Source organism: Rhodococcus sp. ACT016 (assembly GCF_050477185.1).
Taxonomy (GTDB): domain Bacteria; phylum Actinomycetota; class Actinomycetes; order Mycobacteriales; family Mycobacteriaceae; genus Prescottella.
In genome coordinates this window covers 30,431-51,259 of the sequence record NZ_JBEAET010000002.1, presented here as the reverse complement: position 1 = coordinate 51,259, position 20,829 = coordinate 30,431, and the positions used below count along the sequence as shown (strand labels likewise).

Annotated in this window: 19 protein-coding genes and 1 pseudogene; 6 read left to right on the top strand and 14 right to left on the bottom strand. The window is 63.3% G+C overall.

Translation table 11 applies throughout. The annotated features are described in order from the left end of the window. Window positions 1–632: 632 nt before the first annotated feature. Window positions 633–782 (top strand): MBL fold metallo-hydrolase, encoded by a 150-nt coding sequence (locus ACQ5DX_RS27105; RefSeq protein WP_430336319.1) that lies wholly within the window; start codon window positions 633–635, stop codon window positions 780–782. A 195-nt stretch (window positions 783–977) separates the two neighbouring features. Here the strand turns inward: ACQ5DX_RS27105 and ACQ5DX_RS27100 are convergent, their stop codons facing one another. The 3 genes from ACQ5DX_RS27100 to ACQ5DX_RS27090 form a co-directional block, all read right to left on the bottom strand. Then, window positions 978–1,487, bottom strand: coding sequence for a nitroreductase family deazaflavin-dependent oxidoreductase (locus ACQ5DX_RS27100; RefSeq protein ID WP_430335859.1), 510 nt, complete (start codon window positions 1,485–1,487; stop codon window positions 978–980). A 742-nt stretch (window positions 1,488–2,229) separates the two neighbouring features. After that, window positions 2,230–2,733 carry a GrpB family protein gene (locus ACQ5DX_RS27095; RefSeq protein ID WP_430335858.1) on the bottom strand — a complete coding sequence of 168 codons (504 nt, stop codon included), beginning with the start codon at window positions 2,731–2,733 and terminating at the stop codon, window positions 2,230–2,232. A 258-nt stretch (window positions 2,734–2,991) separates the two neighbouring features. Then, the gene (locus ACQ5DX_RS27090) at window positions 2,992–3,243 is read right to left on the bottom strand and encodes a hypothetical protein (protein ID WP_430335857.1); all 252 of its coding nucleotides are present in this window, start codon (window positions 3,241–3,243) and stop codon (window positions 2,992–2,994) included. A gap of 118 nt (window positions 3,244–3,361) precedes the next feature. Here ACQ5DX_RS27090 and ACQ5DX_RS27085 point away from each other — a divergent pair, with 118 nt between their 5' ends. After that, window positions 3,362–3,907: a hypothetical protein gene (locus tag ACQ5DX_RS27085; protein WP_430335856.1), complete on the top strand. Its 546-nt coding sequence runs from the start codon at window positions 3,362–3,364 to the stop codon at window positions 3,905–3,907. 626 nt (window positions 3,908–4,533) lie between these two features. Here ACQ5DX_RS27085 and ACQ5DX_RS27080 read toward each other — a convergent pair. The 6 genes from ACQ5DX_RS27080 to ACQ5DX_RS27055 all read right to left on the bottom strand — a co-directional run bounded on the left by ACQ5DX_RS27080 (window position 4,534) and on the right by ACQ5DX_RS27055 (window position 13,234). Then, the gene (locus tag ACQ5DX_RS27080) at window positions 4,534–5,751 is read right to left on the bottom strand and encodes an acetyl-CoA C-acetyltransferase (RefSeq protein ID WP_430335855.1); all 1,218 of its coding nucleotides are present in this window, start codon (window positions 5,749–5,751) and stop codon (window positions 4,534–4,536) included. Window positions 5,752–6,125: 374 nt separating this feature from the next. Further along, on the bottom strand, window positions 6,126–7,487 hold the full coding sequence (locus ACQ5DX_RS27075) for an aspartate aminotransferase family protein (protein ID WP_430335854.1): 1,362 nt from the start codon (window positions 7,485–7,487) through the stop codon (window positions 6,126–6,128). Window positions 7,488–8,720: 1,233 nt separating this feature from the next. After that, window positions 8,721–10,214: an amino acid permease gene (locus ACQ5DX_RS27070; RefSeq protein WP_430335853.1), complete on the bottom strand. Its 1,494-nt coding sequence runs from the start codon at window positions 10,212–10,214 to the stop codon at window positions 8,721–8,723. A gap of 361 nt (window positions 10,215–10,575) precedes the next feature. Beyond that, on the bottom strand, window positions 10,576–11,877 hold the full coding sequence (locus tag ACQ5DX_RS27065; protein WP_430335852.1) for an ArgE/DapE family deacylase: 1,302 nt from the start codon (window positions 11,875–11,877) through the stop codon (window positions 10,576–10,578). An 18-nt stretch (window positions 11,878–11,895) separates the two neighbouring features. Then, window positions 11,896–12,531, bottom strand: coding sequence for a 3-oxoacid CoA-transferase subunit B (locus tag ACQ5DX_RS27060; RefSeq protein WP_430336318.1), 636 nt, complete (start codon window positions 12,529–12,531; stop codon window positions 11,896–11,898). A 7-nt stretch (window positions 12,532–12,538) separates the two neighbouring features. Beyond that, window positions 12,539–13,234: a CoA transferase subunit A gene (locus ACQ5DX_RS27055; RefSeq protein WP_430335851.1), complete on the bottom strand. Its 696-nt coding sequence runs from the start codon at window positions 13,232–13,234 to the stop codon at window positions 12,539–12,541. A 559-nt stretch (window positions 13,235–13,793) separates the two neighbouring features. Here ACQ5DX_RS27055 and ACQ5DX_RS27050 point away from each other — a divergent pair. Beyond that, window positions 13,794–14,747, top strand: coding sequence for a LysR family transcriptional regulator (locus ACQ5DX_RS27050; protein WP_430335850.1), 954 nt, complete (start codon window positions 13,794–13,796; stop codon window positions 14,745–14,747). A 7-nt stretch (window positions 14,748–14,754) separates the two neighbouring features. Here ACQ5DX_RS27050 and ACQ5DX_RS27045 read toward each other — a convergent pair whose 3' ends face one another. Next, window positions 14,755–15,426: a GntR family transcriptional regulator gene (locus tag ACQ5DX_RS27045; protein WP_430335849.1), complete on the bottom strand. Its 672-nt coding sequence runs from the start codon at window positions 15,424–15,426 to the stop codon at window positions 14,755–14,757. A gap of 326 nt (window positions 15,427–15,752) precedes the next feature. Between ACQ5DX_RS27045 and ACQ5DX_RS27040 the strand changes: the two genes are divergently transcribed. Both ACQ5DX_RS27040 and ACQ5DX_RS27035 read left to right on the top strand, forming a co-directional pair. Next, window positions 15,753–16,379 (top strand): transposase family protein, encoded by a 627-nt coding sequence (locus tag ACQ5DX_RS27040; RefSeq protein ID WP_430335848.1) that lies wholly within the window; start codon window positions 15,753–15,755, stop codon window positions 16,377–16,379. Then, window positions 16,262–16,663, top strand: a pseudogene (locus tag ACQ5DX_RS27035) (ISAs1 family transposase); the annotation flags it as partial. The gene ACQ5DX_RS27040 and the pseudogene ACQ5DX_RS27035, both read left to right, overlap by 118 nt. Before the next feature lie 277 nt (window positions 16,664–16,940). Here ACQ5DX_RS27035 and ACQ5DX_RS27030 read toward each other — a convergent pair. Beyond that, window positions 16,941–17,324 carry a DUF4259 domain-containing protein gene (locus ACQ5DX_RS27030; RefSeq protein ID WP_430335847.1) on the bottom strand — a complete coding sequence of 128 codons (384 nt, stop codon included), beginning with the start codon at window positions 17,322–17,324 and terminating at the stop codon, window positions 16,941–16,943. Window positions 17,325–18,415: 1,091 nt separating this feature from the next. Between ACQ5DX_RS27030 and ACQ5DX_RS27025 the strand changes: the two genes are divergently transcribed. After that, window positions 18,416–18,952 carry a YqeB family protein gene (locus ACQ5DX_RS27025; RefSeq protein WP_430336317.1) on the top strand — a complete coding sequence of 179 codons (537 nt, stop codon included), beginning with the start codon at window positions 18,416–18,418 and terminating at the stop codon, window positions 18,950–18,952. A 150-nt stretch (window positions 18,953–19,102) separates the two neighbouring features. Here the strand turns inward: ACQ5DX_RS27025 and ACQ5DX_RS27020 are convergent, their stop codons facing one another. From ACQ5DX_RS27020 to ACQ5DX_RS27010, 3 genes are all read right to left on the bottom strand, one after another. Then, window positions 19,103–19,417: a hypothetical protein gene (locus ACQ5DX_RS27020; protein ID WP_430335846.1), complete on the bottom strand. Its 315-nt coding sequence runs from the start codon at window positions 19,415–19,417 to the stop codon at window positions 19,103–19,105. 265 nt (window positions 19,418–19,682) lie between these two features. Next, window positions 19,683–20,063, bottom strand: coding sequence for a hypothetical protein (locus ACQ5DX_RS27015; protein WP_430335845.1), 381 nt, complete (start codon window positions 20,061–20,063; stop codon window positions 19,683–19,685). Between the two features lie 419 nt (window positions 20,064–20,482). Next, the gene (locus ACQ5DX_RS27010; protein WP_430335844.1) at window positions 20,483–20,755 is read right to left on the bottom strand and encodes a hypothetical protein; all 273 of its coding nucleotides are present in this window, start codon (window positions 20,753–20,755) and stop codon (window positions 20,483–20,485) included. Between the last annotated feature and the right edge of the window lie 74 nt (window positions 20,756–20,829).

Here is a 20,829-nt window from a genome sequence, read left to right as displayed (position 1 = left end):
CGAGACCCGCGCCCGTTTCTACCGACGTCTCCCTACCGCGTCATCAACCTCATGAACCGCAACATCTAGACGGTGCGCGGACACGGGGACGGTCACTTTATCGATGTCACTGGCCATGGCCCGGAAACGACTTGGCCCGGCCGTGAAGGGGCGAACCTAGGGATGAAATCCACGGGGGTGGAAGTGTTCTCCCACCTAGGCGGCACTCGTTCGCTAACGTCACGATCGCTGCGGGCCATGCAGCGGCAGGGGGCATGCCGCCTCCGATAGGCGGATGCGAAGCGGCCGGGCGGTGGCTGCAGGGGGTTCCCCGCCTGGTCGCGCCCGCTGCTGCGATTTCACGGGTGTCGGTCAAATCCGTTCTCGAGAGGTGCGCAACAGTCGCCGCGGGATCCGGCTGTCGTCGTTACGGTCGGATTTGCGGTGCCCGGGCCATTCCCCCGACGAGGTCCGGGCACCGCGTCGACGGGCCGGGTGGTGTGGCGTCCAGGTGCGCCACCCGGTTTCGGCCGGAAACGTCGAAGGCCCCCAGCCATCGGGGTTGATGGCTGGGGGACTTCAATGTCACTGTCGGATTCCGGTTTTGGGGGTGACATCGAGCGACGGTTCGCCACGATGCCTCGTTGGTTCATGTGTATGACCAGGTCCGCGACCAATTGGGCGCTGCTAGCTACGACTTCGGCGGCCTGCCTGGAATCCTGCTCACCCACGCACACTGGGACCACGTCAGTGGCCTGCCGGACTTCCCCGACGTCCCGGTTCTGGCTTCCGCCCGCGAGTAGATGGCTTTCCGGCGGGAAGACCTGCATGGCTACTTCGAATCACCCTAGGAGATCGCCCCGGGGTGTCTGACCTGGTGGCGCTTCGGCCTCGTGCATCGGTATCGAAGGGCAGCAGGCTCGGCACGAAGTCCGCGGACGACGCGAATCACGACAGTTTCATTTATCGAGGCGTCCACATCGGGGTGAGCCGACCGACTACTCCCCCAGGTGGTGCAGCCACACGAAGTCGTGGATTCCGGCTAGTCGCAGTAGGATTCGGTCCCGTATCGGCCACGCCTCCATCGCCTCCGGACCGGAGATGAGTTCGGGCCGGCCCAAGTGATAGGTACGCCCCTTCCACGCAACGGCGCATTCCTCGGCGGCCATCACGTTCCGGTACCAGTCCGTTCGAGTGCCATAGCCCAACGGCAACAACAAGCCGTCGCCGAAGGGATGCGTGCCCAGCGACGTCTGGTACGTGCGTCCGCTGCGCCGGCCCAAGTGGGTCAGTAGCCCCCACGACGACCGTCGAGTCCCAGAGATATGAAGAGCCCAGTTGTTGTACGCCCTCAACAGCCGCCTGAACGGCCCTCGGCTCAACAACAGTGACCGGTTTCGCCTGAACCACCTCGGCAACAAGACCAGCCATGCGACCAGCACGCCGGCGAGTGCGAGCATGACGAGGGCAACCTGCCGGCCTGTGCGCACCTTCTTGCTTGTTCCCACGAGCGCTCCCTTCATCTCCAAGAGCACACCGACAATCGGCGGTCGACTAGGGGCGAAGGTCACCACCGAAGATTCTCCACGAACGCGCTGCCCGTAAAGGCGGGGATACCCGAATTCTGCGGCCCGTGTGACAAGTTGTCTGGCTCGTGGGAAGACGGGTCGCCCCGGCATGTCGAGCCGAGAACTCAGGAACCGTGAACGGCGTCGACGCCGCCGGAGCCCATCGCATCGGAAGACGCCCCGGTTCACGGTTCGATGCATTGTGCCGCTGAGTCGGATGACAAGTCGAGCTGGCCAGCCGTCTCGTGCGAAGACAGTTCCAAGACGCCGGCACGATGGACGGAACGTCGCCGAGTGACTGCCCGTACTGAGGCCGCGTGGCACCCACCGATGAGCTCGCACATCCAGCTCGATGTGCGTGGCCGACCCGCCTAAGAAACTGGCGTCAGGTCACATCATGGACAGATGTGACAGGCGGATTTCCGTAGCGCGAAGGCTGCAGGTAGGGAAAGAGCTCATCGATGGTGAGTGGTTGCGTCGCCAAGAGTCACCACCCTGGCCGAGCCATCAGTCGAGATGTTCGCGCCCCGACCGCCATCGAACGGGCAGCCCTCGAACTGCTCGGTGGTCACGCAAGCGGCGGCCGCAATCGGATGCGCGGCGGCATGATCGCGGCAACAGTGGTCTCCAGGTCTTTGGATCTTCGACCACGCCCCAGCCCGCCCGTTCGTACTGAGGTGATCTACTTGAAGCCTGCAGCAGCGAAGATGCGTTCGTAGATGTCGGCGATCACCGCCCCTTTGCTCCGGTTGTAGTCCATCACCGTCTGCCGGCCGGGCTGCGCTTGTCGCTTCGTGTCCTCGTACCGCGCCCGGTCTTCGGGGTGTGTGCGAAGCCAATCACGAAACATGATGTGGCGGATATGTTCTGGGCAATCCGGACCGAAGACGTGCAGATTCGTACGAGGACTAGGCAACCGGAACATTCTGTGCTGGTAGAAGGACGGTTCGCGAACGGTGAGTACATAGCCGATCGCTTCGAGCGCGGGCGCGTAGTCCGCTTCATCACAGGGATCAGCAACGATGAGATCAATGTCGATCACATCCTTCGCTGCCAGCCCCTCCACCGCGGTCGAGCCCACATGTTCAAGCGCCACAACACGCGTGCCGAGGACCGTACGTATCGTGGCCGCGAGTTCATCGAACCGCGTCGGCCAAGAAGGATCGTACGGCGCGATCTCGATCACCTCCGGCGCTGGAGGGCCACTCACCCAAGGATCCTCGTCCGGATCCGGATCAGGTTGCCGCATAATCTCTTCCGAACCAACCACAACCCACACTCACTCGACTCATCGACGCGATCACAAACCGGCAAGAAACACCCGACCGAAGGGCCTAGCATACGGCAGCCGCCGAACCACGTCGCCGACGCACACAATGGCCGAGCATTGCCGCGCGAACACGATCGACGACCGGGACCGCCCCTACGGCCCCGGTCCGGTCCCTCAGTACCGCTCGTTGAATTTCAGTTCGTACCAGTCCCGGTCTTGGCCCCTATTCCTCAGGTACACCACCACACTGACGATGAGTATCCCCACAGCCAATCCCAGGCGCCCGTGCACCACAGCCACGATCATGAAGCCCACTGTCCACAGACACCAGTTCAGGTTCTGAATCGCCCGAACCTTCCGATGAACCTCGGGCCTGTCCTTCCTCTGTATCAGCCCGTCCACGACGAATGCGGAAATCACTGCCACGACGGCCATCCCGACCCCCACAGTTCACTCGCCTTTCCCGCCAAAACTGCCCCCACATCCAAACGACAGATGCAGGGGCAGTGAACGGCTCAGTTCAGCAGCAAATCACCACTGCTGGATGACGCCGAAACGGCTACCCCCGATCGCCGGGTCGTTCACGTCGAACTGGATGTGTCTCCCCACGAACAACGGCTTCGTCGATCAACTGCTGAGTCGTGGCATACACATACCGCGGATCCGTGTCGTAGATCGACCCCTCACCGAGGACCACACCGATCCACTCCTCGGGAACAACGCGATCGAACGCGTTACCAGCGCCCAGATCCGGGGGAACCCGAGACTCGTTCTGATCGAACGAAATCCCCTGGTAGCCCTCCCCCGAGTACAAGTGAGCAGCCGACGCGGTGCCGGCCGAGCCGACCAACAACCCGGCAACGGGCTGCCGCGGGCAACTGCATGCCTGTGGCGCAAGGACACCGACTCCGCCTGGAGCTGTGGAGAGATTCACGTCCCGGATGACGACGAGGACGATGCCGATGGCGCCGAGTGGCTGTTCAGGCTCCTGCTGGAGGGAACGGCCGAGGCTGACAAGCTCGCCCTCACCTACCGCGCGGGCGTAGTCCTCTCAGCGGTCTGTACCTGGTTGAAGTCCCTCACTGAATAGGAGGCATGCCCTAGGATCGCCTACCACGACAACAGGGCGATCGCCGACTACGAACTCACCGCTATCGTCCGGCCCAGTCACCGCCCCACCAGCAACGGCGACGGCACCATCACCTCGATCTCTTTCGGCGACAGCACGAACGACAACTAAGACCAAGCAGTACTGCCACCGGCAGCCTGACCGCCACACGGTGAGATATCGCCAAACACTGGTGTCGGCGGTGTAAAGCTGGACTGACCCTACCTCCACCCCGCGTCCGCCAGACGGAGGCGGGTCGACCTGGGAAACGACATAGAAGTGCCGAAGCGCCTTCCCGCTCACGTAGGCGTCCGTTCTCAACGTGTCTGGATCAATCGAATTCGCCGAATCCCGTTGACCGCCAACATAGGAGAGAAGTATCGCACGCTCTCGAAGAAGGGCTCCTCCGTGGTCATGACGTGTCGCAACTTTTCGTCGGTTCCTTCAACCACACCTCGACAGACCGCGGTGAAGGCGCGTCCCTGGCGGACGCGGGCCGCCCGGCGCCGGACGCTCACCACCCTCCTCCAAAATTTGCCGACGGCCTTGAGTATCGCAACCACGTCCTCGACATAACCCAGCACGAATCCCTCGGGGAGGGATCGAAGCTAGCTCAATCGTTCGAGGACCATGGCCATACCCTGCCCGCCTCCGACACACATGGTTTCGAGGCCGAACTGCTTGTCGTGGTTGGTCAAGTTGTTCAGCAGCGTCGCGGTGATGCGAGCACCGGTCATACCGAACGGGTGGCCCAACGCGATGGCACCGCCGGACACATTCAGCTTGTCCTCGTCGATGTTCAACTCCCGCGCCGAACCGATCACCTGGACCGCGAACGCCTCGTTGATCTCGACGAGGTCGATGTCGGAGATACTCATCCCGGCAAGGGTGAGAGCACGCTTGGACGCCTCGATCGGGCCCAGCCCCATGATCTCCGGCGATAGCCCGGATACCCCGGTGGATACGATCCGTGCCAACGGGTTCAACCCCAGTTCCTGCGCCTTGGCGTCGGACATGATCACCAGCGCGGCGGCGCCGTCGTTGAGCGGGCACGCATTGCCCGCGGTGACGGTGCCGTCCGGGCGGAACACCGGTTTGAGCTGCGAGACCGCCTCGTAGGTGGTGCTGGCGCGGGGGCCGTCGTCCTTCGAGACCACGGTGCCGTCTGGCAACATGACTGGGGTGATCTCGCGGGCGAAGAAGCCCTTGTTGATCGCTTCCTCTGCGCGATTCTGCGAGCGCACCGCCCACCGGTCCTGCTCCTCGCGGGTGATGCCGGTGACCTGCGCTACGTTCTCCGCAGTCTGGCCCATCGCGATGTAGGGGTCGGGGATCAGGCCCTCCTGCCGTGGGTCGGCCCACTGCTGGCCGCCCTGGGCGAGCTTCTGGGTGTGGGCCTGCGCGTCTGCGTACAGCGGATTCTGGGTGTCGGTCAGTGAATCGGAGTTGCCGTTGACGAACCGGGAGACCGTTTCGACGCCGGCGGAGATGAACACCTCACCCTCACCTGCCTTGATCGCGTGCAGCGCCATCCGGGTGGTCTGCAGCGAAGACGCACAGTACCGGGTGATGGTGGTGCCGGGAATGAAGTCGTAGCCCAGCTGGACCGCGACGTTGCGGCCTATGTTGAATCCCTGCTCACCGCCGGGCAGACCACAGCCCAGAATCAGGTCATCGATGTCGGTCGGGTCGAGCGCGGGCACGTTGTCGAGGGCCGCCTGGATCATCTGTGCGGCGAGGTCGTCCGGGCGCATTCCCACCAGCGAACCCTTCATGGCGCGACCGATCGGCGAACGGGCGATCGAGACGATAACGGCTTCAGGCATGAAAACTCCTCTCAAGTTGTCGGCGGAGTCGTGGAGAATCCACTTGCCCGTCCAAAACAAGTGCTCGGGACGCCACGCCGAAGCGATTGTCCTCCAAGCACACTGGGGTCGATAGCTGTGTCGACTAAGGTCGGGTTTTACCCGCGAGGCAAGGCTGTCGATAGCCGGTTTCGATTGCCTGCGTTACGCATGCGTCGGTCTCGGGAACCCCATCAGCGTCGCTGCGAGTTCATGAACCGACAGGGCTCAGGCTTCGAGCGGGACCGAAGCCCGTACCACGTTGCGGCCCGAGCGTCATTGGGCAGCATCTCGGCGCCGTCAGGTTGAGCGGCGCTGGGAGGTCCGCCCGATTTCGCTGAGCTCATGGGTGCGAGCTATCTTCCAGTCTCGACAGGAAGATGGAGCTCGTTCGCTAGTGCCAAGAGGGTGTCGTCGATGATGTTCACGATCGCGTCGACCTCGTTGGCAGTAACGATCATCGGTGGGCAGACCAGGAAGTGGTCACCCGCGGCGCCTCCCCGTGTGCGCCGCGAGTAGATGATGAGACCTCGTTCATAGGCGAGCTCGACGACGCGACTGTATGCGTTCAAGTGCGCCGGAAGAGGCTCCATGGTTTCCCTGTCGCTGACAAACTCCGCGGCCAGCAACAGCCCTTTGCCACGCACATCCCCGATGAAGGGGTAGCGTGTTGCCAACATCCGGAGCCCGTCTTTGAGACGGGTTCCCATGCTGGCCGCATTCGCGACAAGGTCCAATCGGTCGATCTCGGAGAGGACTGCCACTCCAGCTGCGCAGGCGAGCGGGTTGCCTGCGTAGGTGTATCCGTGGGCGAAGCCCCCCGATTCCATGATCGGCGAAACCAGACGCTCAGACGCGATCATCGCACCGAGCGGTGCATAACCGGCGCCGAGCCCCTTCGCCATCGCAACGATGTCGGGACGACACGCCCAATGATCGCCCGCGAGGTACTTTCCGGTGCGGCCGGCACCGCTCATGACCTCATCGTGAATGAGAAGGATTCCATAGCGGTCGCAGATTTCCCGCACGCGGGTGTAGTAGGTGTCCGGCGCGACCAAGGCTCCGGTCGAGGCACCGCCGACGGGCTCCATGATGAAGCCGAGCACAGACTCCGGCCCCTCGTCGAGGATCATCGACTCGAGCTGGTTGGCATATCGGGTGCCTCGCTCTTCGAAGCTGAGGTCGTCGCGGTCCAAGTATGCGGTTGGGGCTGAAATCTTCGGCATGGTTTGGAGCATTGGTGCGAATGGTGTTGTCAGGGAGTCGTACCCGGTTACCGCGAGCGCTCCGAGCGTGGATCCGTGGTATGAGGGGAAACGTGAGATTACCTTCCACCGGTTGCTCTGGCCTGTCGCAACGGCCCACTGTCTGGCCAGTTTGAGCGCAGATTCGGTGGCCTCGGAGCCACCGGAGACGAAGAAGACCTTGTCGAGGTCGCCGGGCATCCGCTGCACCAGGTCGGCGGCCAGTTGCTCGGCTGGTTCGTTCTCGAAATGCGTGCGATAGAGGAACGTAGCGTGATCGAGCTGATTCTTCATTGCAGCGATCACGTTGGGGTTCGAATGCCCGATGTTGACCACCATCGCGCCACTGGACCCGTCGATGTATCTGTTTCCGTCCCCGTCCCAGATGTATATCCCAGCCGCGTGGGACCCGCGCGGACGCCGCCCGTGAGATTGGTAGAACAGGTGGGATTTCGCTTGAGACGTTTCCTGCATGGTCTTCGCTCTCCTCGTTCGAGCTATTCGGTCTTTTCGTCGATCGGCGCGGTGAGTTTCAGCTAGCCGGCAGTGGGACGCGCCGTTGCAGCACTTCGACCGGGCACGATTCGGCGTCCTGGATGCACAGAACCGTGATCATGATGACACACTTTCTTCGATCACACTACTATCGCTTTTGTGATCACAGTTTGGCTTTCGAGGTGATGCCTCTAGGGTGCTGTCACTTCCATGCACAACCCCGCTCCCCTGATCGAGGGCCGCGAGACGATGCGTCAGATGTCCGGCCGAGTCCTTCGCACCCCGCAACGTCTTGCCGTCGACCGCGACCAGCCGGCGACCGTCGATCATGCTGGTGCGCAACCAGACCCACACCCCGATGACCTGGTCCACCACCCCGGCGTCGACGCGGGCGAGGGTGCGGCGGATCGTCGACTCCGACGGCGGCCGGCCGTCGATTCCGAGTCGGCCCGGGGCTTCTCCCGGGGCATCGTGGACAATCTGCGATCGGACCAATCGGACGTTCTGCCGATCACGATCGAACGTCTGGTAGTCGGGCCTGCCCCTCATCAGCGTGCTGCAGGTGGTGGCGGGACGAGAGTTGTTAGGTATCAACGGTCATGACCCCGCCGTAGTTGTCCTGTCGAAGGTCCCGTTCCGTGGCTGATCTTCCCGACCGTGATGCCGCGCCAACTGTTGGGTTTCCACCCGGGTGCGTTGTGGCTTCCAGTCCGACGAGCGTGCAGTGTCACTGCGGTGGCTTCGCGCTACCCAACAGCTGTGCGGGGCAGATGCATTGGCTCGGAGGCCGGTACACCGGTAGTGCTTGGGTTTGCCTGCTGGATCTGTGACCTGCTCTGGGCAGGCGCGATACCGGCTGTTCCGACAATGTCAGCACATCCGCCATTGCAAACGAGGTGCCGTCTGTGAGCACCTACTCGCCTTTCCCTTGATCCTCCTGAGAGGTGCTCTCGGTGAGAAGTCGTGAGCAGGGCATCGGGGCATCTCACATCCTGGTTGTGGTCGACTCGTGCACCCTGGGAGGGGATTTGTGTCTACGTCCCGCGATCTGCCGCTACGGATCGGTGAACCGGGGATTGGTGACGTCGGATCTCCGGTCGTACTTTCCCGGGCGCGGATTGCTTGGTCGACACCAAGCTCGTCCTGCATTCTGCAGGTGTCGTCAGATTTGGCTACGTGAAGCAGGGTGCGTGGCGGCAGCATGTGGGGCCGTCAGTTCCATCCATCTCGGGCCACCTCGTTCTCTGCCAGCCTCGGCTGTGAAGTAACTGTGCGGGCAGCGTCCGTTCGGGATGGAGTTCGCCGTTGGCGTACGACTGCAAAGGCCATAGCCACCGATGCTGCGATGAGGGTCAGGACAAGAGGTGGTCGAGTGTCCGTGTTGACCGCGAGCATTGCGGTGAATGCGAGTAGCAGAACAATCACCGCCCAAGAGATGTACGGAAACCCCCACATCCGGACCGGAAGCTCGATGCCCTCGCGACGTGCCCGCGAGCGGCTCCGGATCTGGGTGGCGGCAATGCACAGGTAGACAAGAACCACGATGGAACCAGTGGTGCCGGTCAGGAGCACGAAAAGCGACGAAGTCGAGAAGAAGTAGTTCGCGAAACCGGTAGTGAATCCCACCGCAGATACAGCGAGAATTGCCGTCACCGGCACCCCTCGACGCGAGGTGCGGGTGAGCGCGGCGGGGGCCTCACCGTTACTACTCAACGCGAACAGCATTCTCGACGAGGTGTAGATGCCAGAGTTCAAACAGGACAGCACAGCAACGAGAACGAGGAACTGCATGATCAGAGCGCCGCCGGGGATACCGAGTTTTTCGAGCACAGCGGCATACGGGCTGCGGGTGATCGAGGCGTCATCACTGGGCATGAGCGTGACGAACACGGCCACCGAGCCGATGTAGAAGGTCAGGATACGCAGCACGGTCGACCGCATGGCCTTACGCACCGCCTCGGCGGGTCGGACGGCTTCTCCTGCTGCAATTGTCACGACTTCCGTCCCGTTGTACGAAAACATCACGACCAGCAACGCAGGCAACAAGGCTGCCCATCCATGCGGCGCAAAACCGCCGTCTCCGAGCAAGTTTGAGGTACCTGGCGCGGGGACTCCTGGGAACCAGCCAGCGATGGCAACGACTCCGAGGACGAGGAAGAGGCAGATGGCGCCTACCTTGATGGCGGAGAACCAGAACTCGACCTCGCCGTAGGCGCGCACCGTGAGCAGATTGCATCCCGTCAGGAGCACCATGCACACGAGAGCCGCCAACCAGGCGGGGACCTGCGGCCAAAGCTCGTGCACCAAACCGCCGCCGATGACGGCCTCGATACCAACCGTGATTGACCACGAGTAGGCGTACAGCCACCCGATCGTCTGGCCGGCCCAACTACCGAATTCTCGGCTGGCGTAGGCGGCGAACGATCCGGTGGTCGGCGAGGCAACGGACAACTCGGCGAGCATTCTCATGATGAGAACCACCAACAAACCGCACCCCGTGTACGCAACCAGCGCGGCTGGTCCGGCGGTATTGACAACACTTCCGCTGCCGACGAAAAGGCCAGCCCCGATGACGCCGCCGATCGCGATCATGCTCATCTGGCGACTGTTGATTGAGGCGCGCAAGAGGGGCGCGCCGGGAACTTGGGTCATCGTTGACTCCGGTGTCGGTTCGGTGAGCGTCTTTTTGGGCGGGGGGATGTCCATATCGATCCTCGGATTTGTGCCTTACAGGGCGGGTGCTTGGGGAGGCGGCCCCGATCTTTCTCAGATGACGCCGCCGATCGACTCGGTGAGGAGCGTGAGTGCGCGTAGTCCCTCTCCGCAGTCCTCTCTTCGAGCGCGACGAAAAGTGACCTCAGCGAGGGCGGTGTTCATGGACGTTCCTCATTCGCCAAGGCCTGACCATGCAGCGCCATCCCATCTCGATACCCGTCCGCTCCGGTCGGCGAGGTCGCGGCGCGGACGGTGTGGGCGGTGAGTGTCGGATGTTGTACCTCGCTGAAAGCACGTCGGTGTGCGGCGCCGGTCGTGGCTTGAGCGGTAACGTCAAAGACGGCAGTGGTATTCACGAGTGGCCCTTGTCGTCTTCAAGTCCGCACCAGGACGCGATGAACAGCGCGGTCGCATGGGTGACGCGGCGGACCGACTCGAGATCAACCCGTTCATCGAAGCCGTGAATTGCCTCGGCGTGGGGGCCGTACACGAGCGCGGGGGTGCCTGCGTAGAGCCCGAAGAAACGTGCATCGGTCGTTGCGGTGATCGCCGTGTGCCGCAACGATTGCCCTGTGGCAGCTCGGTGTGCTGACTTGAGCAAGTTCTGGGCGCTTACTGCGTTCGCGGTCGTGTCGTCGCTCAGAGCATAGCCCTCGGCAGCAAAGCCGTCGTACACGATCTCAGGGGCGTTGTCGGCCAGGAAGGGTTGCTTACGGGCCGCGTCGTGGATGACGGATTCGATACGGGCCCGCAATTCGTCGACGCTTTGGCCGGGGAAAAGGCCCATCCGAACGTCGAAGGTGCACCATGCAGGTACCGAGCTGGCCCAGTCGCCTCCGTGGATTTTGCCGATGTTGAGGACCAGGGCGTGTTCGTCGTCAGCAAACGCGTGGTGGCGCCGAGCCGCGGTGTTCAGGTCGTGTTCCATCTCGTGCAGGGCGGCAATGAGTGGGATTGCCGCTTCGATGGCGTTGGCTCCAGAACCTGCGTAGGCGACATGAGTCGGGCGGCCTTTGAGGCGCACTTGAAACCAGAGCACGCCGACTTGGGCAGCGACCAGGGATTCAGAGAACGGCTCGGAGATTAGTGCCGCGTCCGCTCGATACCCGCGGCGCAAACAAGCGAGGGCACCATTGCCGGTGCATTCTTCCTCGACTACCGATTGGTAGAAGACGTCGGCGGCGGGCCGTTTCCCGAGCGTTCGCAGGGCCTCGAGGGCATACAGATTGGTGGTCAGTCCAGCCTTCATGTCACCGACACCGCGACCGTACATCCACCCGCCGTCGATGGTGGGTGTGAAGGGATCGTGGGTCCACATTTCGAGAGGCCCTGGGGGGACAACGTCGATGTGTCCGTTGAGAATCAGGGTTCGCCCTCGGCGCGTGTCGCTGCGGAGGGTTCCGACGACGTTGATTGCGTCGTCGTAGGCTGCGTGGACAGGTGAGAAGCCGGGCATTCCCGATATTTCGTCGACATCAAGATTCCAGCTGTCGACTTCGAATCCGCGCTCGGACAAGACGTCGGCGACGAATTCTTGTGCGGGTGTCTCCTTGCCGCGCAGCGAGGGGTATCGCACGAGTTCTGCAAGAAACTCAGTCTCCTGGTCGAATAGTGCGTCGACCGCGCGCAGAATGTCCAGTTGGGTTGTTTCCATGACCATTTCGGCTCTCGGCTAGAAGAAGGTAGTCGGATTTAGGGCAGAGACGACGAATTCGGCTCCGGTGACCGAGCGCAGTTCCCGCACGCTGACACCGTCTGCAATGTCGATGAGACTCAACCCTGCTGGAGTGACGTCGAAGACCGCCATGTCGGTGTAGATCCGGCTCACGCGCCCCCGTGTTGTGAGCGGAAGAGTGCACTCGGAGACGATTTTGGGGTTGCCGTGGCGATCGACATGGGACGTGACCACACCGACCCGACGACTTTTCTGCGCGAGTTCTATTGCGCCGCCCATGCCGGGGGTGAATTTGACCGGGATCTTCCAGTTGGCCAGGTCCCCGTGGCCTGAGACCTCGAGTGCGCCGAGCAGCGTGAGATCGATACGGCCAGAGCGCACGATCGCGAAGCTGACTGCGCTATCGAAGAAGGCGGCACCTTGCAGGCGCGATACATGGGCACCGCCGGCGTCGACAAGATTGGGATCAGGGGTGTCGCCGGGCGGTGTCGGCGCGACGCCGACGATGCCGTTCTCGGAGTGAAGACAGACGCAGGTTCCTGGGGCGATGTACTGGATCACCCCGGTCGGCAGCCCGATGCCGAGATTTATGGTCATTCCGGGGACGATGTCCGCTGCCACACGGCGAAGCATCGATTCCTTAGCGCTCAACAACATTGGAGGTCTCCGGCAGTTCGAACATTTCGATGATGTGGTCGACGAACGTGCCCGGAAGGTGGACGTTGTCGGGCTCGATGGCGCCTAGGTCGACGCATGTCTCCGCTTCGGCAATTGTTTGGCCGGCTGCCATCGCCATGATCGGGTTGAAATTTCTGGCGGCCGCCGAAAAAGTCAGATTTCCGAACGGGTCGGACTTCTCGGCGTGCACGAGCGCGAAGTCGGCAGCAAGTGCAGTCTCGAGAATCCCGACTGTGTCGCCGATTTCGATGCTTTGTTTGCCCGTAGCGACCTCGGTGTCGATCCCGACATCGGTGACGAAGCCGATCAGTCCCGCGCCGGCGGCGCGGATGCGTTCAGCGAGAATGCCTTGCGGCACGAACTCGACCTCGATCCGCCTCTCGTTCATCATTCGAACAGCGTTCGAATTGAGTCCGATGTGGCTGGTGATGATGCGGTCGACCTGCCCGTTCTCCAAGAGCCAGTCAACTCCCGAGCCGGCCTCGTTCGCGTCATTCTTGATGACGGTCAGGTGACGCGGCCCCTGCCGGACCAGTTCCTTGATGAGGAGAAACGGAGTGCCTGGCACACCGAATCCGCCGATCATCACCACCGCACCATCCCGGATCTGCGAGACGGCTTCTTCGATGCGATTGAATTTACTCGGGAGCGTGAACACGAACCATCCATGTGCATTCGGAGGGCCGACGTAGCGTGGTCGAATTCTCGATGTGCAGAGTGTTCACTCACGCAGAGTGCTCACCCACGCAGAAACGGGGGGAGAAGACGTGGCCATTGTCGGCCTAAATGTGTGCGGGTCGTGATGAAGACTACAAGGTCCCCAACTAGAGGGCAACGAAATGTTCGATTATTGACAGAATTGATTCTGTCTATTCGCGTAGAGAATGCCATCCCGCTTCTCCCTGCATGAGGTCGTTCCCGAACGGGCGCTTCGCGACGTGGCAAGTGGGCTGAAATGTGCGGCCTGCGATGGGGTCGGCGTGACCGCGCCAGATAGAGCCAGGCCCTCGATAGTTGGACTTGGCGTGCGGCAATGGATGCTGCATCCCGGGTTCGAGTTGCGGAAGGGGCATGCCTGCGGTCGGCTGCGATGGGCAGACCAGTTGCGTCCGCATGGCCTGAACTGCGCAGCCGCCTCCCGGTGAGGGAGTGTGTACTTGCCCGTCGCCATGCCTCGGGGTTATGTTTGCGCACAACGACTATTACTGGAGTCTATTGTGCGGCCGTACGAGCAACCTTTCCTCTGGTCTCTGGACTGGAACCTGCTGCGGACTTTCACTGTTGTCGTCGAACAAGGAGGGATCACGCGGGCGGCAGACTTTCTTGACCTGAGTCAGCCCACTGTCAGTAGTGCGTTGAAGCGTTTGGAGCAGGCGGTCGGCCACCAGTTGCTCGACCGACGGCCGGGCCATTTCACATTGAGCACAGCGGGGGCGGCACTCTACCGGGAAAGTAGTGCGATGCTCGATTCGGTCTCGCGAATTCCGAGCTTGATGGTGGCCTCCGAGAAATCCATATCGGGCCACGTGTCCCTCGCTGCGGCGAGTCACGTAGTGAGCCCGCACTTCGACGAGGTACTGCGGCAGTTCAATGCGGCCCACCCGGACGTGACGTATTCGAGCGTGGTGACTGACAGTGCCGACGTACTCAGTCGAGTACGGCAGAACCGAGCCTCTCTTGGCATCTGCTTGATGCGTGACGAGGACCTTGCTGTCGAAAGTCATGTGCTCTATTGCGAATACTTCGGTCTCTACTGTGGCCCAGGGCACGAATTATTCGGACGAACAAGCATTGCCATCCCCGAACTGGCGGGGAGAACGGCCGTGTCGTTCCAGACGGAGCTGGAAAACGGCGCACTCTTTCGGGTGCGGCAACTCAGGGAGCGGTTCAAGCTGCACCCCGAGCCGCGGGGGGTATCGGCGAACCTGCTCGAGGTTCGCCGCATGATCATCGCGGGCCTGGGTATCGGGGCATTGCCCGTGCATACTGCGCGCGCCGACGTCGAGTCGGGGCTGCTGTGGCCGCTGCTCCCCACGTCTGAACTCTTGCCGACCGAGGTCCATCTAGTGATCAATCCGCGGCGGAGTGCCGATGCCGCAGAGGCGGCGTTCCTCAGGAGCATTCGGTCCATGTTGGACACAGTCCCAATCGCCCAACGCACCTACCGATGATTCGATGTCAGGATCGAAAGTCGAATTCTGCCAACAGCAAATCCGCCGTCGCTCGGATTTCTTCGGTCAGGAGCTCACACGCGACCTCCACGTCGGCTGCATGCAGAGCGTCGACGATTTCTTGGTGGCGAAGAACACGGCCGACGCTGCTTCCCATCACGATCCATCGCGCTTCCCAGAAGAGTGGACTTCGCCGCAACCAGAGCCCCTCGATGTATCGGAGAAGTAGGGGCGAGGCGGCAGCGCGATAGATCTCGAAGAGGAAAGCAGTGTCGGCTTGCTGCGCTCCGAGGGTGTCGCTGGCGAGGCGAGCGATGTCGTGATCACGAACGAGCGTGCCGAGACGCTCGAAACTCTCGGTAGTCAAGTTCGGCGCACCTAGCTGCAATGCCAGAGGCTCGAGCCGAATGCGCATCAAAGTGAGGTCCTCGAACCCCCGCCGCGTCAGGTGCGGCACGATTGCGGTGCCCGCCCGGGTTGTGTCGAGAGCATTCTCATGTACGAGTCGTCGGATCGCCGCTCGGCACGGCATAGGGCTGAGGTCGAGAGAATCGCTGACACCACGAATCGACAGGCGGTCACCCTGTCCGTATGTGCCAACAAGCAGCGCTTCCTTGAGACGCTGATAGGCCAACTCTTCCAGGCCGCCTGATGTGGACTCTGCAGGGACGTCGTACATGTATGACTTTCAGATCGAGGTCAAGATCTAGACGTAGTTATTGAAGCACTGCCTGCCGCTGCAGCAACCTTCAAGGCACGGGGTCCTCGAATCGGTGGTACCGCGGCGACCGCTGTGCCATCGTTACCACTTCGTATGAGAGTAACCCGCGCCACCAGGGCCCCGGCAAAGTCGTGAGTGATGCCCGCTGACCTGCGGTTTCAGTACGGGATACCGCTCGACCGGGAGCGCTGATTGGGGCGGGCACGACCGCCACGGCAATGATTCACGTTCCTACACCAGCTCCACAACCAGGAACGAGTCGTGCTGCAGCCCCATCTTCCCCCATGCCTGCCCGAGTGTCCGACGCCCGGATCCTCGAGGTACGCGACCAGGTACCCGATCCACGGGCCCGACGCGGGGTCCGGCACCGGCTCACGGTGATCCTGACGGTGGCGCTGGCGGCGGTGTGCGCGGGAGCCCGCTCGTTCACCGCGATAGCCGAATGGGTCCACGATGCCCCGACAGAAGCCCCGGGCCGACTCGGAATCGAAGGCCGGCCGCCGTCGGAGTCGACGATCCGCCGCACCCTCGCCCGCGTCGACGCCGGGGTGGTGGACCAGGTCATCGGGTTGTGGGTCTGGTTGCGCACCAGCATGATCGACGGTCGCCGGCTGGTCGCGGTCGACGGCAAGACGTTGCGGGGTGCGAAGGACTCGGCCGAACATCTGACGCATCGTCTCGCGGCCCTCGATCAGGGGAGCGGGGTTGTGCTCGGACAGGTCGAGGTCGGCGCGAAGACGAATGAGATCCCCTGCCGATCGATCTGCTCGGCATGCTCGACCTCACCGATGCTGTGGTCACCGCGGATGCCTTGCGCTGCCGGCGGGCCACTGCCGAACGCATCGTGGGCCGGGGCGGGCACTACGTGTTCACCGTCAGGAACAACCGACGTGCCCTACGGAATCTCGTGAAAGCACTGCCCTGGAAAGAGATTCCCGCATCATCCTCGATCGCCGGGTGTGGTCACGGACGCCGGGAGCGGCGCACGATCAAAGCCACGGAGGTCGCCGCCGGCCTCGGATTCCCGCACGCCACACAAGTCCTACAGGTCCGCCGCACCGTCACCAGGAACGGACGGAAGGCCGTCGAGGTCGTCTACCCGATCACCTCCATGCCGATGACCGAAGCCGTTCCGTTGCAGGTTGCGGCCTGGATTCGCGGGCACTGGGCCATGGGGAACCAACTGTATTGGGTCCGTGACGCCACCTTCGACGAAGACCGCTCCACCACCCGAACCGGCACCGGCCGCAGGACATGGCCACCCTCCGCAACACGACCATCAGTGTCCTCCGGCTCGCCGGCATCACGAACCTCGCCGCTGGGTTACGGCATCACAGTCGCAACCCGCACCGCCCGATCGATCTGCTTCACGCCATATGACATGGGCCTACGCGACTTTGCCGGGGACCCGACCTTCCAACGAACGACAGTTCGCACACGAGCGGTCGACTGCTTGCGCCCTGCCCGGCTCCTCATCCCTCGCGCTTCGCCGCCAGCTCAGCCAGTTGGTCGAAGGTCCGCACGAGGACCTCACGTCGCCGCTCCTTGTAGCCCGGCGCAGGCTCCAGCCCATCGATCGCCCCGTCCCAGACGGCCAGGAACCGGCCCTTCCAGCCCGCAACGGTCTCCGGGTCGGGCAGACTGACCCCGACGTAGTGTTGCTGCGCGATCAGGTAGAGCAGCTCCAGGTTGCACGGCACCGCGACGCCCCAGTAGTCGTCCGGCTCGATCTCGACCGGGTCACCGGACATCGCCTTGATGACCTCGTCGACGAGCCGGCCGGTCAGGTCCGAGAGATGATCGGCGGCGGTGTCGTCGTCGAAGTTGCCGCTGCCCCAGGTCCCCACGGTATCCACACCCTCCTGTATCCGAGTCTGTCTGGCGACATCGAACCAGACCGCGCCGACATTCCGCCGTCGGGCAGGCCTCTCGGACTCGAAGGGCTTTATCCATCCACCACCCCGCCATGTCTTCTCCACGCACACCTCGCTGATGTCTCTTGCGAACGAGACGTGGCCATCTATCCGGCCGGGCCCCGCCCCCCGGATGATGTGGCGTCCCGCCTCGCGTCCGCCGACATTGCGCACGCCGGGAAAGCGAGAGTCGATGTCATTGGGGTGTGCGAGTATCCGAGCTATGGGGAGAAGTAGGAGCCGCACAGGGAAGACGCCGACGCCGGTAGACAGCAAGCGTCAGCGTGTCGCCCGTGCGGAGCTGACCCGTGTCGAGGAGTTCCTGCGGACGGCGACGACGATCGAGTCTGCCCGGCCGCTGACCCCACGCGAACGCGAGCTCGTCGGCGAGGCCCGGCGGCTGCACCGACGGCTGTACGCACGCCTTGGCCCGAAAACCCTGCCCGCCGGGAAACAAGCGGTGCACGTCGGTCGCCCGGTGCGGCCGGGGGCATGCGCTCGGTCGTCTCGGGTGGGTTACCCAGCTGAGGACCGCCACCGAGCCCCGGCCAATGTGCCGATATCGGGGAATATGACGTCGGCTCTGCCGGCATCAGTCGGCACATGACCCCCGAGTGATCGCTGAGCCGGAGTTCGGTGGACTGCCCGGGCCAGGTGGATGGCGGAGTCCAGCACGTCGTTTCGAACACGTGCCGCCACGCCATACGAGAAGCCGGGGCGTTTGCGACGATCGCAGGTCCTGAGGCGCCCCCAGGGAATTATGGTGATCTCACCACCGTCGCCCGTGATTCCGTAGCCGGCGTGCATCTGCGGCGCCGGGCCGGAAGTCTTGACCGCGACAGGCTGCAGGTATGGTGCTTCGAGGGTGAGGAAGAAATCGAGGGCCCACGCCTGGGCAGGTTGGCATCCGAGACCAGTATCGACCAGCGGCTGATTGTCGTTCAACTGCAAGAGGTTTGGGGCGGTGCGCGGCTGGTGCAGAGCATCTCCGTCGGCGAGCATGAAGTTCGCGGCTCCAGCGAACGTGCCATGCCATCGACCGGGTTCAGAGTCCTTCCGGAGCAGGCACAGGGGATGAGCCTCGCCGTTCCGTCGACTCCAACGGTGCACTCCTGCATCAGGACGGTGACGAACTCTACATTTCTCAATCGAAGGTGCACTCGGTGTTCCGCGACGGCAAGGACCTGGGACTCATCGACTCGACGGAGCGTGAACTCGCACGACGCAACGGCAACGACCTGAACGCACGCCCGCTCACCGACGCATTCACCGCACATGGCTACCCGTGGACCGACACCAATCCCCACGAAGGCATGTTCACGCGCTGGACAGACGGGCACCCGACCTCGACGACCGGGCCCATGAACTCCTTCGTCAGCGTCGAAGTGCGCTGTCTGACACGATGTCCGACAAAGCGAGAGATCTTCACAGCCGCCTGCAGGATCAAGGCATCATCGTGCGAGACCGCGACAAGCGATAGGAATACCGGCGCGTGGTTTGAGAGACCGCCGGTCGCCACAGGCGACAGTGGATCAACGAGTGCTCAGTCGGCAATTCCCCGCAGAGGGTGATGCTATCGGTGCCACTCCCGCCCCTAGACGCGTCCACGTCGTCCGCGCGGGCTGACGGGCACCCGTCTGGGAATTGTCTCCCACACGTCATCTCCGTTCGCCCGGGCGTCGGCCCGGCACCTTGGGAATATCCCGGGCGCCCGGGCCGGGCTACGACGCCGCGCGTCCTTGGCAGTAGACCTCGTACCCTGCCGACTCGAACTCGCCCTCAACGGTGGGCCGGAATCCCGGCGCGGGAGAGCAGTTGATGAGAGCGACCCAGTCGCCGTGGTCGTCCAGGACGAGGCTGCCGTCCTCGCGGGCGGCCCACACGTCCACGAGGATGCCGAGGGGCATGGCCATCGCCGCACCGTACTCGTGCGCCTTTCCGTCGTCCCCGACGATCGGCGGATCGAGCCGGTACAGGCCCGCGTCCGAGGCCGTGTCGACGGCGACGGCGGTCGGCGTCAGCGTTGCGATACCCATGGGTTGCCTCCTGAGTGTTCGGACGAGGCGCGATCCCCCGTCGTGGATACATCCAACACCAGGACCGAATCGCGTGAATGTTCCAGTCCTAGAACGTGTTACAGTTCGGGAGGTACTGACGGGTAACGTTTGCGACGCCATGCAACGCGGTGCGCGCCCACGTCCCCAGACGGGAAACTCGATCCACGAAGGTCACTACACCAGAACAGCCCCGCACCCACCTGGGGTGCAGGGGCCGAGCCGTACCGCTGCGGGCGGACGCGTGTCAGGACGATCCCAGAGTCCCCGGAAACAGCCCTGGCGGTGTCGCAACCGGATTGATGGTGTGCAAGTTCTGCGAGAACGGGACCCGCATCACCTGATGTGTCTGGCGCCACGGATCGAGCTGAAAGCAGTCGAACGGAAGCGGGCCGGTCACGGCCCCCGGATAGGTGTAGCAGTAGATGTCGCTCGTACCGAACGGACTGAGCAGGTCCGCGTTGTTGTCCCACGACCTGCTGGGCTCCCCCGGCAGCTTGAACCACCTCGTGTTCAGCTCGTACCCGGCAGGCGGAACGTAGGCCTGATCCGCAGCACTCGCCTGCGGCGCCACCCCCACGACGACACCCGTCGCGATCGCCGCACTCACTACCAACTTCTTCAGCATTCCGATCCTCCCCTTCGTCGGACAGCTCCCACCGAGTGGATCGCGCAGCGGGCGCGAGCGTTACCGACTACTGCCCGCAGAACCGACGGACCCGCACCGCCACAGTGCGGCACGACCCATCCGACCGCAGCGTCCCACGGCGCAAAGGCGGCCACCCGACCAAGCACCTCAACCCGCTGGCTCCAGACGAGGCAAACCACCCACGCGGGTCAGTACCTCGTCGCCGGCGTAGTGGAACGACGTCGCCGACCACCGCGCTCCTGCACTCCGACCGGCCACGCATCGGCTGCGTTCGCAATCACCGCGATCGGACCGCGACCACCCGCCAGGTCGACGTGGTCGAGACTGTCGGGCATCCGCGCGTCGCGCGTTGCGCCCTGTTCCGTCTGGCGTTGCGCCCTGTCGCGTCGCGCATTGCGTTACGGCGCTTCGGACAACGCGCGGCCGGTAGCGAAATCGCCGTGCGCCACTTCGAGAGTCACCCAGGCGGGCAGATCTGCGACAGGCGTGCGGCTGCCGACCCTGATGTGCCCAGTCGCAATCCCGTCCAGGACATCCCGCCACCGCTGCGCCTTCTCCTGCGCCCGCGCACGCGTTGCGGTGTCTCCCACACGCACCGCGATCTCGAGTGCACGCGTCAGCTGCCCGGTCGCGTACTGCGCCGGGCCGTCCCGAAACGCCTGATCAGACAACGACCCTCCCGAGAGATACGAACGTGGACCTGGCGGCGAGGGTCGAACTCGCGCCCTCCCGGTCCGGAGTCGGG

What these genes read in the sequence shown, in the direction of transcription:
- ACQ5DX_RS27085 (WP_430335856.1), top strand. Translation starts at nt 3,362, where the DNA reads ATGACGCCGAAACGGCTACCCCCGATCGCCGGGTCGTTCACGTCGAAC.
- ACQ5DX_RS27080 (WP_430335855.1), bottom strand. Translation starts at nt 5,751, where the DNA reads ATGCCTGAAGCCGTTATCGTCTCGATCGCCCGTTCGCCGATCGGTCGC.
- ACQ5DX_RS27075 (WP_430335854.1), bottom strand. Translation starts at nt 7,487, where the DNA reads ATGCAGGAAACGTCTCAAGCGAAATCCCACCTGTTCTACCAATCTCAC.
- ACQ5DX_RS27070 (WP_430335853.1), bottom strand. Translation starts at nt 10,214, where the DNA reads ATGGACATCCCCCCGCCCAAAAAGACGCTCACCGAACCGACACCGGAG.
- ACQ5DX_RS27065 (WP_430335852.1), bottom strand. Translation starts at nt 11,877, where the DNA reads ATGGAAACAACCCAACTGGACATTCTGCGCGCGGTCGACGCACTATTC.
- ACQ5DX_RS27060 (WP_430336318.1), bottom strand. Translation starts at nt 12,531, where the DNA reads ATGCTTCGCCGTGTGGCAGCGGACATCGTCCCCGGAATGACCATAAAT.
- ACQ5DX_RS27045 (WP_430335849.1), bottom strand. Translation starts at nt 15,426, where the DNA reads ATGTACGACGTCCCTGCAGAGTCCACATCAGGCGGCCTGGAAGAGTTG.
- ACQ5DX_RS27040 (WP_430335848.1), top strand. Translation starts at nt 15,753, where the DNA reads ATGCCTGCCCGAGTGTCCGACGCCCGGATCCTCGAGGTACGCGACCAG.
- ACQ5DX_RS27020 (WP_430335846.1), bottom strand. Translation starts at nt 19,417, where the DNA reads ATGGGTATCGCAACGCTGACGCCGACCGCCGTCGCCGTCGACACGGCC.
- ACQ5DX_RS27015 (WP_430335845.1), bottom strand. Translation starts at nt 20,063, where the DNA reads ATGCTGAAGAAGTTGGTAGTGAGTGCGGCGATCGCGACGGGTGTCGTC.